Below are 13,784 nucleotides of genomic sequence, written 5' to 3'. Positions count from 1 at the left end.
TCCCGCGCCCCTGAACGGGGCGCGGGAACCACTCAGTAGGACGAGCCGGAGGCGCCGAGCGCCCCCGTCGGGTGCCAGACCGTCTTCGTCTCCAGGAACGCCGTCAGGCGCTCGATGCCGGGCGTCTGCGAATAATCCACAGGCTGTGGACGGACGACCCGCTTCAGGTTGTCGGCCGCGGCGATCTCCAGCTCCTTCGCCAGTACGTCGTCCGCGCCGGCGAGGTCGATCGCGTTGACGTCCTGGTGCGCGGCGAGGGGAGCGGCGATCTCCGCCGTCTTGCCGGAGAGGACGTTGACGACGCCGCCCGGCAGGTCGGACGTGGCCAGCACCTCGCCCAGCGACAGCGCCGGGAGCGGGGACTTCTCGCTCGCGATCACGATCACCGTGTTGCCGGTCGCGATCACCGGGGCGATCACCGAGACCAGGCCCAGGAAGGACGACTCCTGAGGGGCGAGGACGGTGACGACGCCCGTCGGCTCCGGGGTCGAGAGGTTGAAGAAGGGGCCCGCGACCGGGTTGCCGCCGCCCACGACCTGGGCGATCTTGTCGGTCCAGCCCGCGTACCAGACCCAGCGGTCGATCGCCGCGTCGACGACCGCGGCAGCCTTGGACTTCGACAGGCCCTCCGCGTCCGCGACCTCACGGACGAACTGGTCCTTGCGGCCCTCCAGCATCTCGGCGACGCGGTAGAGGATCTGACCGCGGTTGTACGCCGTCGCGCCGGACCAGCCGCCGAACGCCTTGCGGGCGGCGACCACCGCGTCACGGGCGTCCTTGCGGGAGGAGAGGGGCGCGTTGGCCAGCCACTTGCCCTTGGAGTCCGTCACCTCGTACACCCGGCCGCTCTCGGAACGCGGGAACTTCCCGCCCACGTACAGCTTGTAGGTCTTGAAGACGCTCAGTCGCTGCTGCTCGGTCTTGTCGGTCTTCTCAGACATCGAGGTACGCCTCCAGGCCGTGGCGACCGCCCTCGCGGCCGAAGCCCGACTCCTTGTAACCGCCGAACGGCGAGGTCGGGTCGAACTTGTTGAACGTGTTGGACCAGATGACGCCCGCGCGCAGCTTGCTCGCGACGGCGAGGATCCGGGAGCCCTTCTCGGTCCAGATGCCGGCGGAGAGGCCGTACTGGGAGTTGTTGGCCTTGGCCACGGCTTCGTCGGGGGTCCGGAACGTGAGGACGGACAGGACCGGGCCGAAGATCTCGTCGCGCGCGATGGTGTGCGCCTGGGTGACGTTCGTGAAGAGCGTCGGGGCGAACCAGTAGCCGGAGGAGGGGAGTTCACAGGCCGGGGACCAGCGCTCGGCGCCCTGGGCCTCGCCCAGCTCGACGAGCGAGGTGATACGGGACAGCTGCTCGGCGGAGTTGATCGCGCCGATGTCCGTGTTCTTGTCCAGGGGGTCGCCGAGGCGGAGGGTGGAAAGGCGGCGCTTGAGCGAGTCCAGCAGCTCGTCGTGGATCGACTCCTGGACGAGGAGACGGGAACCCGCGCAGCAGACCTGGCCCTGGTTGAAGAAGATGCCGGTGACGACGCCCTCGACGGCCTGGTCGATGGGGGCGTCGTCGAAGACGATGTTCGCGCCCTTGCCGCCGAGTTCGAGGGTGACCTTCTTGTCCGTGCCCGCGACCTGGCGGGCGATCGCCTTGCCGACGGCGGTGGAGCCGGTGAAGGCCACCTTGTTCACGTCGGGGTGCTCGACGAGCGCGGCGCCCGTGTCGCCGTATCCCGGAAGGATGTTGACGACGCCCTTGGGCAGGCCCGCCTGGCGGCAGATGTCCGCGAAGAACAGGGCGGACAGGGGGGTCGTCTCGGCGGGCTTGAGGACGACGGTGTTGCCGGTCGCCAGCGCCGGGGCGATCTTCCATGCCAGCATCAGGAGGGGGAAGTTCCAGGGGATGACCTGGCCCGCGACGCCCAGGGGACGAGGGCCGGCGCCGAAGCCGGCGTGGTCGAGCTTGTCGGCCCAGCCCGCGTAGTAGAAGAAGTGCGCGGCGACCAGGGGGAGGTCGGCGTCGCGGGTCTCCTTGATCGGCTTGCCGTTGTCGAGGGTCTCCAGGACGGCGAGCTCGCGGGAGCGCTCCTGGATGATCCGGGCGATGCGGAAGAGGTACTTGGCACGCTCGGAGCCGGGCAGTGCCGACCACTTCTCGAAGGCCCTGCGGGCGGCCTTCACGGCGCGGTCGACGTCCTCCGCGCCCGCCTGGGCGACCTCGGACAGGACCTCTTCGGTGGAGGGGGAGACGGTCTTGAAGACCTTGCCGTCCGCCGCCTCGGTGAACTCGCCGTCGATGAACAGGCCGTAGGAGGGCGCGATGTCGACGACGGAGCGGGACTCGGGCGCCGGTGCGTACTCGAAAGCGGATGCGGATGCCATGGTGATCAGTCCACCGTCACGTAGTCGGGGCCGGAGTAGCGGCCGGTGGCCAGCTTCTGACGCTGCATCAGCAGGTCGTTCAGGAGCGAGGACGCGCCGAAGCGGAACCAGTGGTTGTCCAGCCAGTCCGCGCCCGCGGTCTCGTTCACCAGGACCAGGAACTTGATGGCGTCCTTGGTGGTGCGGATGCCGCCGGCGGGCTTCACGCCGACCTGGACGCCGGTCTGGGCGCGGAAGTCGCGGACCGCCTCCAGCATGAGGAGCGTGTTCGCCGGGGTCGCGTTGACGGCGACCTTGCCGGTCGAGGTCTTGATGAAGTCCGCGCCGGCCAGCATGCCGAGCCAGCTCGCGCGGCGGATGTTGTCGTACGTCGAGAGCTCGCCGGTCTCGAAGATGACCTTCAGGCGGGCGCTGGTCCCGCAGGCCTCCTTCACGGCGGTGATCTCGTCGTACACCTTCATGTACTTGCCCGCGAGGAACGCCCCGCGGTCGATGACCATGTCGATCTCGTCGGCACCGGCGTCGACCGCCTCGCGTACGTCGGCGAGCTTCACGGCGAGGGCCGCGCGGCCGGCCGGGAAGGCGGTGGCGACCGAGGCGACCTTCACGCCGGAGCCGGCGACGGCGTCCTTGGCGGTGGCCACCATGTCGGGGTACACGCAGACGGCCGCGGTGGTGGGCGTCGTACGGTCCGTGGGGTCGGGGTGGACCGCCTTGGCGCCGAGCGCCCGGACCTTGCCCGGGGTGTCCGCGCCTTCCAGCGTCGTCAGGTCGACCATCGAGATGGCGAGGTCGATGGCGTACGCCTTCGCGGTCGTCTTGATGGAACGGGTGCCGAGCGAGGCGGCGCGAGCCTCCAGGCCGACCGTGTCGACGCCGGGGAGCCCGTGGAGGAAGCGGCGCAGCGTGCTGTCTGACGCGGTTACGTCGCCGAGTGCGGGTGCAGTGGTGGGCATGGTCACGAGCTGAGCATATCTACGCGCGTAGCGGCTGTACAGCCCCGGGGGTGGTGTGGGGGAGTGCGCACCGGGGGAGTCTCGCCCCCGCCGTCCCTGCCCTCCCCCAAGCTCTCGGCTTCGCTCGAGCAGGGGGGACGACCCCATCATCCCAGGGGCTGCGCCCCTTCGACCCCTGCGGGGCTGTGTCCCCGGACCTCTGCGGGGCTGCGTCCCGGAGCGTCCTCGCTTTCGAGCGCCGGGCGAGCCGAGGTTTCCAGGGGCGCGGGGAACTGCGCGGCCGGCCCCCACTCGCCCGCGGCCGAGCGGCCAGGAGTTGCCGGGGGATTCGGGCGGAGCCCCACGGACGCCTGGCTGTAACGAAGCGGCGGCGTGGGGCGGGGGTGAAGGAAGTGTTCAGGGGGCGTCGGGCAGAATCGGGGGCATGACGACCCCGGATGACCAGCCACCCGTGCCGGACGCCTCGCGACCCGAGTCGCAGGACCGGATCTACCGGTCACACGCCGGTATCGCGGGCGGCGTACTGCTGCTCGCCATCACGGGCTGGCTCGGCATCGACGCGCTGGTCTCCGGCCACGGCCGCACTCCCTGGCTGGCACTCGCCGCGCTGATCCTCCTGGTCCCGCTGGTGGCGGCCTTCACCCTGCGCCCCGCGGTCTACGCCAACGAGGACCGGCTGCGCGTCCGTAACCCGTTCCGTGTCGTCGTGCTGCCCTGGAGCAAGGTCGCCTCACTGCGTTCCGGGTACTCCAACGAGGTGGTCGACACCGAGGGCGCCAAGTTCCAGCTCTGGGCGATCCCCGTCTCCCTGCGTGCCCGCAAGTCCGCGGCCCGACGGCAGGCGCGCAACGCCGCCGCCGACAGCAGCGGCCGCACCTCCTCGGTGGCGAGCGGGCCCACCCGTTCCCAGGCCGACCAGGTCATGGACGACCTGCGCGAACTCGCCGAGGCCCGGGCGGCCACGGAGGGCGCGCAGGGCGAGGTGAGCGTGCGGTGGGCGTACGAGGTCATGGGTCCCGCGCTCGCGGGGGCCGTGGTCCTGGTGATCCTGCTGGCGGTGGGGTAGCCACCCCGGCTGCCGCACGCAGGCCCCGTATCAGCTCTCGACTCGTCATGGCTCGTCACGACTCGTCACGACTCGTCCCGGCCTGTCACGGCGCGCTCGGCCACACCAGCGCCATGTACGCGCTCCAGTACGCCGAACCCAGCAGCGCCGCGGTCAGGGTGAGGGCCCGGAAGCGGAGTGAGGCGCGGGACAGATGGAGGGCCAGCGGGAGCAGGAGCGGGAAGCCGGGTAGGAGGAAGCGGGCGCGGGGGAAGTAGACGCCGCCGCTGCCCAGCACGATCAGCAGCAGGATGCCGGTGAAGACCAGCAGGGGGAGCGGCTGCCGGTCCCAGGCGCCCAGGGCGAAGAGGACCACGGACACGATCAGGGTGACCGTGACCATCACCAGGAAGAGCTCCGGCCTGGAGTCGTGCGTCAGGACCTCCCGCATACGGCGCAGGGTCTCCGCGCCGCCGTCCCAGTCGTTGTGCCACAACCGCTGTACGGCGAAGTAGCCGTCCCATCGGCCCAGGCGCACGCCCACCCAGCCGACGTACGAGAGCCAGCCCGCAGGGGCGAGGGCCGCGGCCGCGAGGACGCGCGGCGAGAAGCGGTCCCGCAGGGAGAGCAGGGCCGTGACGGTGACCGCCGCTGCCGCCGCGATCCCCGTCGGGCGGGTCAGGCCCGACAGCGACGCCAGGGTGCCCGCCCAGAGCCAGCGGCCGGTGAGCACCGCGTACAGCGACCAGGCCGCGAACGCCGTGAAGAGGGACTCCGTGTAGCCCATCCACTGGACCAGGCCGACCGGGAGAGCCGCCCACAGGAAGGTCAGCAGCAGGGCCACGCGCCGGCCGTGGAGATGGTGGCCGACGGCGAAGACTCCCCACGCGGCCACGAAGGAGGCGACGATCGAGATCGCCAGGCCCGTCGTGGCGCGCGTACCCGGGGTCAGGACCGCGGCCGCCTTGACCAGGAACGGGTACATCGGGAAGAACGCGAGGTTGTTCGCGTCGTACCGGGTGCCCAGGTGGTGGGTGTAACCGTGCTGGGCGATGCCCAGATACCAGTCCGCGTCCCACTGCGTGGCCAGGATCGGCCACAGGCCGTGGTGTTGGTGGTGCGCCCACTGGGCGAGGAGCAGCAGGCTCACGAGGCGTACGGCCCCGTAGGCGAGGAGGGCGGGGGCCGCCCGGCGCAGGTGGATGCGGAGGGCACACAGAATGCCTGTGCTCGCATTCGTGCCCGTACTCGTGCCCGCAACCGTGCCCGTACTTGTGTTCGGGTTCGCGGGGAATTCGCCGGGAGCGTTCCGGGGTGGGGAGGATGTCGGCCGGGAGGCGGTCGAGGACACGCGGCAGCTCCTGGGGCTCGGCGGTGCGCTACCGCCAACCGTTCCTCGGCCGGATGGTGGCGCACCGGAGCGCTGCGTCAACTGCCGGGCGGAAATCACCCGTAAGTGGCTGAGTCCTGGACCTGGGCCCTCGCGGAGGCGCGGGATCCGAGGCGTGGGATCCGAGGCCTGGGATCAGATGCCGGCCGCCGCCGACAGGTCCCGCTTGATCCCCGCGAGCAGCTCGGCGGCCTTCGCATGAGCCGTGGGCAGCTCGGCGTGCGAGCCGACCGGGACCACGACCTCCAGGTAGCACTTCAGCTTCGGCTCGGTGCCGCTGGGGCGGACGATGACGCGGGCGCCGTCCAGCGTGTAGCGCAGCCCGTCGGTCGGCGGAAGCGTGTCCGTGCCCTTCGTCAGGTCCTCGGACCTGGTGATGGGCAGGCCCGCCAGCTCCGTCGGGGGCTGCTCTCGCAGCCGGCCCATCGCGTTCGCGATGACCGACAGGTCCTCCACGCGGACCGAGAGCTGGTCGGTGGCGTGCAGGCCGTGCTCCACGGCGATGTCGTCGAGGAGATCGAGGAGGGTGCGGCTCTCCTCCTTCAGCTCGGAGGCGAGCTCCGTGATGAGCAGGGCCGCCGTGATGCCGTCCTTGTCGCGTACGCCGTCCGGGTCGACGCAGTAACCGAGCGCCTCCTCGTAGCCGTAGCGCAGGCCGTCCACCCGGGCGATCCACTTGAAGCCGGTGAGGGTCTCCTCGTAGCGGAGGCCCGCCTTCTCGGCGATCCGGCCGAGGAGGGAGGAGGAGACGATCGACTCCGCGAAGGTGCCGCGCGCGCCGCGGTTCACCAGGTGCTGGGCGAGCAGCGCGCCGACCTCGTCGCCGCGCAGCATCCGCCAGTCGGCACCGTCCCCGACGGCCACCGCGCAACGGTCCGCGTCCGGGTCGTTGGCGATGATCAGGTCGGGGCCGGTCTCGCGGGCCTTCGTGAAGGCCAGGTCCATCGCGCCGGGCTCTTCCGGGTTGGGGAAGGCGACGGTGGGAAAGTCGGGGTCCGGCTCCGCCTGCTCGGTGACGAGCACGGGCTCCGGGAAGCCGGCCCTGGCGAAGGCGGCGAGCAGGACGTCCTTGCCGACGCCGTGCATCGCCGTGTAGACGGTGCGGGCGGTGCGGGGGGAGCCCTGGGCGAGGACGGCGTCCGTACGCGCCAGGTAGGCGTTCAGGACGCCCTCGTCGAGGGTCTCCCAGCCGGAGTCCGGGCGCGGGACGTCGGCGAGGCTGCTGACAGCGGCGATCTCGGCGGCGATCCCGGCGTCGGCCGGGGGGACGATCTGCGAACCGTCGCCCAGGTAGACCTTGTAGCCGTTGTCGCGGGGCGGGTTGTGGCTGGCGGTGACCTCCACGCCGGCCACGGCGCCGAGGTGCCGTATGGCGAACGCCAGGACGGGGGTGGGCAGGGGGGGGGGGAGGACGGCGGCGCGCAGGCCCGCGCCCGTCATCACCGCGGCGGTGTCGCGGGCGAAGTCGGCGGACTTGTGGCGGGCGTCGTAGCCGATGACGACGAGGCCGTCCGCCTCGCCCTGCTTCTTGAGGTACGCGGCCAGGCCGGCGGCGGCGCGGATGACCACCGCGCGGTTCATGCGCATCGGGCCCGCGCCGAGTTCGCCCCGGAGGCCGGCGGTGCCGAACTGGAGGGTGCCGCTGAAGCGTGCGGTGAGCTCGGGGACGTCCTTGGCGGCGATGAGCTCGGCGAGTTCCTCGCGGGTTTCCGGGTCGGGGTCCTCGGCGAGCCACGTCTCGGCCCGTGCGATGAGTTCGTCCTGCACGTCGGGTGAACCTCTCTGTTTGTGCTGCCCTTGGTGTGTACCCGGCCGGGGGTGCCTTCTCTCGCCCCCGCCGCCCCTGCCCGTCCCATCCCTGGGGGCTGCGCCCCCAACCCCCCGGAGTGCGACGGTCGGCTGCGGGTGGGTGGGGGTTGCTCGCGCGGTTCCTCGCGCCCCTGGGGTCGGGGCTGCGTCCCGAATCTCCGGTCGTGCGAAGTGTTTCGGCCGTCGGCCGGTGTGGGTTGCTCGCGCGGTTCCTCGCGCCCCTGGGGTCGGGGCTGCGTCCCGAATCTCCGGTCGTGCGAAGTGCTTCGGCCGTCGGCCGGTGGGGGTTGCTCGCGCGGTTCCTCGCGCCCCTGGCGTGGGGGCTTCGCCCCGCATCCCCCGTCCGCCCTCCAGCCCGTCCGGCGTTCGAGGACGAGGCCCTTCAGACCGATGGGGGTCTGGGGGCGGAGCCCCTCGGGCTGAGGATCGGAGGGGTAGGGGCGGAGGGGGCGATGAACCCCTACAGGCGGTCCAGGACCTGGGTGAGGAGGGCGCCCATGCGGGTTGCGGAGTCGCGGCCCGCCTGGAGGACCTCCTCGTGGTTGAGGGGCTCGCCCGTCATACCGGCGGCGAGGTTGGTGACGAGGGAGATGCCGAGAACCTCCGCACCGGCCTCACGCGCGGCGATCGCTTCGAGAACCGTCGACATGCCGACAAGGTCCGCGCCGAGGACACGGGCCATCCGGATCTCGGCCGGCGTCTCGTAGTGCGGCCCGGTGAACTGCGCGTAGACGCCCTCCTCCAGGGTGGGGTCGACCTCCTTGCAGAGGGCGCGCAGCCGCGGCGAGTACAGGTCGGTGAGGTCGACGAAGTTCGCCCCGACGATCGGGGACGTCGCCGTCAGGTTGATGTGGTCGCTGATCAGCACCGGCTGGCCGGGGCGCATGTCCGCACGCAGACCACCGCAGCCGTTGGTGAGCACGATGGTCTTGCAGCCAGCGGCGACGGCGGTACGCACGCCGTGCGCGACGGCGGCGACCCCGCGGCCCTCGTAGTAGTGGGTGCGGCCGAGGAAGACCAGGGCCCGCTTGTCACCGACTTTGTACGAGCGGATCTTGCCGCCGTGCCCCTCGACCGCAGGCGGGGGGAACCCGGGCAGCTCGGTGACCTGGAACTCGGCCTCGGGGGTGCCGAGGGCGTCCACGGCCGGAGCCCAGCCGGAGCCCATCACGAGCGCGACGTCGTGGGTCTCGGCGCCCGTGAGCTCCCGCAGGCGGGTGGCGGCGGCGTCGGCGGCGGCGTGGGGGTCGCCCTGGATGTCGTCCGGAAGAAGAGATGCGTTCACGCGCATGAGGGTAGCCGGTCCCGGCCTACGCGCGTAGATGACAGAGGTCACGGTCTTGCGATCGTTGTCTTGTTGTTTCCGACGAAGGGGTGGGAACGGAGTGGACCGGCGTTTCCCACGAGGGGTGCCCTCGGCAGGGGCGCTCGGGGCGCGGGAAGGGCCCTCAGCAGGGACGCTTGCGCAGCTCCATCACATAGTCGTGGGGCGCGCCCGCCGACTCCGCCGCGTCGGCGATCTCACCGAGGTAGCGCGCGGAGGGGAGTCCGCCCTCGTACCCGTTCAGTACGTACACCCACGCGGGTTCCTCGCCCTCCAGCGTGTGCACCCGTACGCGCATCCGGCGATAGATGTCGAGGCCCACGCCCTCCCAGCGGTCCATGGAGTCCTCGTCCAGGGGGGCGATGTCGTACAGCGCCACGAAGACCTGCGAGCGGGGGGCCTCGACGAGGGTCACCAGCGCGCCTTCCCAGCCCATGTGCTCGCCCCCGAACGTCAGCCGCCAGCCGTTCAGCCAGCCCGTGGCGCGCAGCGGCGAGTGCGGGGCGCGGCGCGTCATGAGCCGCGGGTCGAGATTGCCGGCGTACGCGGCGTAGAGCGACATGAGGTCGAGGGTACGGCAGGGAACACAGGAGCCTCTTGCGTAACAGAACGCATAGGCGCACAACCGGTGAGCGCATAACGGAAGGGGCTCGGATGGGGGCGGGCGCGGCCCCCGGGCGGAAGCATCTTGAAGCGTGCGGGACAATGGAGTACGTGACTCGGATCGTGATCATCGGTGGCGGACCCGGCGGATATGAGGCGGCGCTGGTTGCCGCCCAGCTCGGCGCGGAGGTGACCGTCGTCGACTGCGACGGTCTGGGCGGGGCGTCGGTGCTCACCGACTGCGTGCCGTCGAAGACCCTTATCGCGACGGCCGAGGTGATGACCACCTTCGACTCGTCGTACGAGGAGCTGGGGATCATCGTCGCCGACGACACCCCACCCATGGAGCAGGCGGCCCGGGTCGTCGGTGTCGACCTCGGGAAGGTCAACCGGCGTGTGAAGCGGCTCGCGCTCGCCCAGTCGCACGACATCACGGCCTCCGTGACGCGGGCCGGCGCGCGGGTGCTGCGCGGGCGTGGGCGACTGGAGGGCATGCAGTCCCTCGACGGCTCGCGCAAAGTCGTCGTACGGGCCGCGGACGGGACCGAGGAGACGCTCGTCGCCGACGCGGTGCTGATCGCCACCGGCGGGCATCCGCGTGAGCTGCCCGACGCGCAGCCGGACGGTGAGCGGATCCTCAACTGGACCCAGGTCTACGACCTCGACGAGCTCCCGGAGGAGCTCATAGTCGTCGGTTCCGGTGTCACCGGTGCAGAGTTCGCCGGTGCCTACCAGGCGCTGGGTTCGCGCGTCACGCTCGTCTCCAGCCGCGACCGCGTGCTGCCGGGCGAGGACCCGGACGCCGCCGCCGTGCTGGAGGACGTGTTCCGGCGCCGTGGCATGAACGTCATGGCCCGCTCCCGCGCCGAGTCCGCCAAGCGGGTCGGCGACCGGGTCGAGGTCACGCTCTCCGACGGCCGGGTCATCAGCGGCTCGCACTGTCTGATGGCCGTCGGCGCCATCCCGAACAGCAGCGGAATGGGTCTGGAGGAGGCCGGTGTCCGGGTCAGGGACTCCGGGCACATCTGGACCGACAAGGTCTCCAGGACCACCGCCCCGGGCGTGTACGCAGCCGGTGACGTGACCGGTGTCTTCGCCCTCGCCTCCGTCGCGGCGATGCAGGGACGTATCGCCATGTACCACTTCCTGGGCGACGCGGTCGCTCCGCTGAACCTGAAGACGGTCTCGTCCAACGTCTTCACCGACCCCGAGATCGCCACCGTCGGCTACACGCAGGCCGACGTGGACGCGGGCAAGATCGACGCCCGGGTCGTCAAGCTGCCCCTGCTGCGCAACCCGCGCGCCAAGATGCAGGGCATCAGGGACGGCTTCGTCAAGATCTTCTGCCGCCCCGGCACCGGGATCATCGTCGGTGGCGTGGTCGTCGCGCCACGTGCCTCGGAACTGATCCATCCCATCTCGATCGCGGTCGACAACAATCTGACGGTCGAACAGATCGCGAACGCGTTCACCGTGTACCCCTCCCTTTCGGGCTCGATCGCCGAGGTCGCACGGCAGTTGCACACCCGTAAGGCGGGCGACGAAGGCTGACGTCCCACCCCGACTTCCCGCTGGTCACGGGGAGTTGTCGACCATTCGTACGGCATAGGCGGCGCGAGTAGGCGCGTATACCACTTCACGCACTGCCATGCGAACAACTTCTGTTATTCGGCGCAAACTGCTGAAAGCAGACGGTCGTTGGGGTTACTGTCAGTTTCGTGTTCGCTGCAGAACGTCGCCAATTGATCCTCGAAATGGTGCGAGCGAACGGGGCCGTGTCGCTCCGTGAGCTCGCCCGCGTCGTCCAGACCTCCGAAGTGACCGTACGGCGGGACGTGCGCGCACTGGAGGCAGAAGGACTCCTCGACCGCCGGCATGGCGGTGCGGTATTGCCGGGCGGGTTCACGCGGGAGTCCGGCTTTCCGCAGAAATCGCATCTCGCGACCGCCGAGAAGACGGCCATCGCCGATCTCGCCGCGGGTCTCGTCGAAGAGGGCGAGGCCATCGTGGTGGGCGCGGGCACCACGACGCAGGAGCTGGCACGCCGGCTCGCGCGGGTGCCCGGGCTGACCGTCGTCACCAACTCCCTGCTGGTGGCACAGGCGTTGGCCCATGCCAACCGCGTCGAGGTCGTGATGACCGGCGGCACCCTGCGCGGTTCCAACTACGCCCTGGTCGGCAGCGGTGCCGAGCAGTCCCTCCAGGGGCTGCGGGTCTCGCGGGCCTTCCTCTCCGGCAGTGGGCTCACCGCCGAGCGCGGCCTGTCCACCTCCAACATGCTGTCGGCGTCCGTCGACCGCGCGCTGGTGCAGGCCGCCGGGGAGGTCGTCGTCCTCGCCGACCACACCAAGCTCGGCACCGACACCATGTTCCAGACGGTGCCGACCGATCTGATCACCCGCCTGGTCACGGACGAGCCGCCCGCGCACGACGACCGCGCGGTCACCGAACTGCAGGCCCTGGCTGACCAGGGCGTACAGATCGCGGTGGCCGGGCAGGCGGGCGGCGGTGCGGGAGGGGATACGGTCCCGACGGGGCGCCAGCCGCGCCGGGACATGCCCCTCCCCGGCCCGCGCCGCGGCCAGGTGCCGGGTGCGGGACCGCAGTTGCGCAGCGCCACCGTCCTGGGCGAGCAGTCCCCGGGAGAGCGGGCGCGAGTGGCGGATTTGCGCCGCCGCTGACCGACTCGACCGGCGTGCACCACCCCCATGGGCCGTATGGCGTACGCCGGGCACCCTCCACTCGGCCGTCCCCCGGCCGCGATACGGGGAAGCGGCGCAGCTCACGGCACACGAGTGCGGTTTGTCAGTATGCGCCCCGGCTTGCGACGGCTCCTTGTCCACCCGCAACCTGTCCCTGACACGGCGACGGGAGGCGGTGACGTACAGGTGAACGACGGATCGCGCCGTTCGCACCAGCGACGGATGCGGTACGTCGTCCTGGGGAGCCGGCCCGCCCGCGGAGCGGGGGCGGTGGCACGGGCCCGTACGGCGGGGACGGCGATCCGGCGTGCCGCGGAGCGCGACGACGTGCCCGTGAACCAGGGGCTGCGGGTGGCCGCGGCGTACGCATGGCGGCTGCTGGTGCTCGGGGTGGCCGTGTACGCGGCCTTCAAGGTTCTGGGCCGGTTGCAGCTCGTCTCCGTGGCGCTGTTCCTCGCACTGGTGGTCACCTCGGTGCTGCGTCCCCTGGCCGATCTGCTGGCGCGGCGCATGCCCCGGCCCCTGGCCGTCGTGGTGAGCGTGATGGGCAGCCTGGCGCTGATACTCGGGCTGCTGGCGCTGGTCGGCAGCCTGGTCGCGGGCGAATCGGACCAGTTGGGGCAGGAGTTCGCCGGGGGTATCGGGCGGATCCAGCGGTGGCTGGAGGGCCCTCCCTTCCGTGTCCGCCACACCGTGCTGTCGAACCTTCAGGGCAAGGTGACGACGTACGTCAAGGAGCATCGCGCCGCACTGATCAGCAGCGCGCTCAGCGGTGCCGGGCGGGCGGTGGAGGTGCTGACCGGAGCGGTGCTCGCGCTGTTCTGCTCGCTGTTCTTCATCCACTCCGGGGACGGGTTCTGGCACTGGTTCAAGGGCCTGCTGCCCGAGAGCGCCCGGGATCCCTGGGGTCGCGCGGGACGGGCCGCGTGGCGGACGTTCGCCGGGTACACCCGCGGCATCATCATCGTGGCCGCCACCAACGCCGTACTGGTCGGGACCGCCCTGTTCGCGCTGCGCGTGCCGCTGGCCCTGCCGCTGACCCTGCTGGAGTTCTTCGCAGCGTTCATTCCGCTGGTGGGCTCGCCCATCGCGCTGGCCGTGGCCACGGTCGTCGCGCTGGCCTCACGGGGGCCGTTCATCGCGCTCGTGGTGCTCGCCCTGATCGTGGTCGTCGGCCAGATCGAGGGCCATGTCCTGCACCCGCTCGTGCTGAGCTGGGCGGTCCGGCTGCACCCGGTGGTCGTGGCCCTGTCCGTCATCTCGGGCGGCATCCTGGCCGGTGTGATCGGCGCGGTCGTGGCCGTCCCGATGGTGTCGGTGGCCTGGTCCGTGATCAGCGAGATGCGGGCCCGGCCCGAGCCGGACCATCCCGGCCGCTCACCCGGCTGAGACGGCGCATGCCCCGGCCCGCCACCGGGAGGGACGGTCTGCGGGTCGCCGCCGGGAGGGACGGTCTGCGGGTCGCCGCCGGGGACGAGGATCCCCTGCCCGCCACCGGATACGCCGAAGCGCCCGTCGGACCGATTGCTCGGTTCCTTGTGGGAGCCGCTGTCCGCGTTGTACGAGATCTTGATCTGGC

At 71.3% G+C, this 13,784-nt stretch carries 10 protein-coding genes and 1 pseudogene; 4 read left to right on the top strand and 7 right to left on the bottom strand.

The genetic code is table 11. The features are described from left to right. Positions 1-32: 32 nt before the first annotated feature. Genes ABZ656_RS19910 through deoC form a run of 3 tightly spaced genes read right to left on the bottom strand, consistent with a single transcriptional unit; the run spans position 33 to position 3,332 of the window. The gene (locus ABZ656_RS19910; RefSeq protein WP_101400305.1) at positions 33-941 is read right to left on the bottom strand and encodes an aldehyde dehydrogenase family protein; all 909 of its coding nucleotides are present in this window, start codon (positions 939-941) and stop codon (positions 33-35) included. Next, entirely contained in the window at positions 934-2,376 is a 1,443-nt protein-coding gene (locus ABZ656_RS19905) for an aldehyde dehydrogenase family protein (RefSeq protein WP_101400306.1), read from the bottom strand. The genes ABZ656_RS19910 and ABZ656_RS19905 overlap by 8 nt, the downstream gene beginning before the upstream one ends. Before the next feature lie 5 nt (positions 2,377-2,381). Then, positions 2,382-3,332, bottom strand: a complete 951-nt coding sequence (deoC, locus tag ABZ656_RS19900; protein ID WP_101403703.1) for a deoxyribose-phosphate aldolase — start codon at positions 3,330-3,332, stop codon at positions 2,382-2,384. Positions 3,333-3,756: 424 nt separating this feature from the next. Here deoC and ABZ656_RS19895 point away from each other — a divergent pair, with 424 nt between their 5' ends. Further along, positions 3,757-4,398 carry a PH domain-containing protein gene (locus tag ABZ656_RS19895; RefSeq protein ID WP_101400307.1) on the top strand — a complete coding sequence of 214 codons (642 nt, stop codon included), beginning with the start codon at positions 3,757-3,759 and terminating at the stop codon, positions 4,396-4,398. A gap of 85 nt (positions 4,399-4,483) precedes the next feature. On the opposite strand, the gene ABZ656_RS19890 is transcribed toward ABZ656_RS19895, so the two are convergent. The 4 genes and pseudogenes from ABZ656_RS19890 to ABZ656_RS19875 all read right to left on the bottom strand — a co-directional run bounded on the left by ABZ656_RS19890 (position 4,484) and on the right by ABZ656_RS19875 (position 9,462). Next, positions 4,484-5,527 (bottom strand): hypothetical protein, encoded by a 1,044-nt coding sequence (locus ABZ656_RS19890; RefSeq protein ID WP_360269527.1) that lies wholly within the window; start codon positions 5,525-5,527, stop codon positions 4,484-4,486. Between the two features lie 375 nt (positions 5,528-5,902). After that, positions 5,903-7,623 (bottom strand): annotated as a pseudogene (locus tag ABZ656_RS19885) (phospho-sugar mutase). 413 nt (positions 7,624-8,036) lie between these two features. Then, positions 8,037-8,861 carry a purine-nucleoside phosphorylase gene (locus ABZ656_RS19880; RefSeq protein ID WP_060896436.1) on the bottom strand — a complete coding sequence of 275 codons (825 nt, stop codon included), beginning with the start codon at positions 8,859-8,861 and terminating at the stop codon, positions 8,037-8,039. A 163-nt stretch (positions 8,862-9,024) separates the two neighbouring features. Then, a complete protein-coding gene (locus tag ABZ656_RS19875; protein WP_054233631.1) occupies positions 9,025-9,462 on the bottom strand; it encodes a gamma-glutamylcyclotransferase in 438 nt (145 codons plus the stop codon). A 143-nt stretch (positions 9,463-9,605) separates the two neighbouring features. Here ABZ656_RS19875 and ABZ656_RS19870 point away from each other — a divergent pair, with 143 nt between their 5' ends. From ABZ656_RS19870 to ABZ656_RS19860, 3 genes are all read left to right on the top strand, one after another. Beyond that, positions 9,606-11,054, top strand: a complete 1,449-nt coding sequence (locus ABZ656_RS19870) for an NAD(P)H-quinone dehydrogenase (RefSeq protein ID WP_101400309.1) — start codon at positions 9,606-9,608, stop codon at positions 11,052-11,054. Between the two features lie 167 nt (positions 11,055-11,221). Next, entirely contained in the window at positions 11,222-12,184 is a 963-nt protein-coding gene (locus ABZ656_RS19865; protein WP_101400310.1) for a DeoR/GlpR family DNA-binding transcription regulator, read from the top strand. 243 nt (positions 12,185-12,427) lie between these two features. After that, a complete protein-coding gene (locus tag ABZ656_RS19860; RefSeq protein ID WP_360269524.1) occupies positions 12,428-13,594 on the top strand; it encodes an AI-2E family transporter in 1,167 nt (388 codons plus the stop codon). Positions 13,595-13,784: the final 190 nt, after the last annotated feature.

The organism is Streptomyces sp. NPDC007095 (genome assembly GCF_040634475.1).
Classification (GTDB): domain Bacteria; phylum Actinomycetota; class Actinomycetes; order Streptomycetales; family Streptomycetaceae; genus Streptomyces.
This window is presented reverse-complemented; position numbering and strand designations above follow the sequence as displayed.

What these genes read in the sequence shown, in the direction of transcription:
- ABZ656_RS19905 (WP_101400306.1), bottom strand. Translation starts at nt 2,376, where the DNA reads ATGGCATCCGCATCCGCTTTCGAGTACGCACCGGCGCCCGAGTCCCGC.
- ABZ656_RS19870 (WP_101400309.1), top strand. Translation starts at nt 9,606, where the DNA reads ATGGAGTACGTGACTCGGATCGTGATCATCGGTGGCGGACCCGGCGGA.
- ABZ656_RS19860 (WP_360269524.1), top strand. Translation starts at nt 12,428, where the DNA reads ATGCGGTACGTCGTCCTGGGGAGCCGGCCCGCCCGCGGAGCGGGGGCG.
- ABZ656_RS19895 (WP_101400307.1), top strand. Translation starts at nt 3,757, where the DNA reads ATGACGACCCCGGATGACCAGCCACCCGTGCCGGACGCCTCGCGACCC.
- ABZ656_RS19875 (WP_054233631.1), bottom strand. Translation starts at nt 9,462, where the DNA reads ATGTCGCTCTACGCCGCGTACGCCGGCAATCTCGACCCGCGGCTCATG.
- deoC (WP_101403703.1), bottom strand. Translation starts at nt 3,332, where the DNA reads ATGCCCACCACTGCACCCGCACTCGGCGACGTAACCGCGTCAGACAGC.
- ABZ656_RS19910 (WP_101400305.1), bottom strand. Translation starts at nt 941, where the DNA reads ATGTCTGAGAAGACCGACAAGACCGAGCAGCAGCGACTGAGCGTCTTC.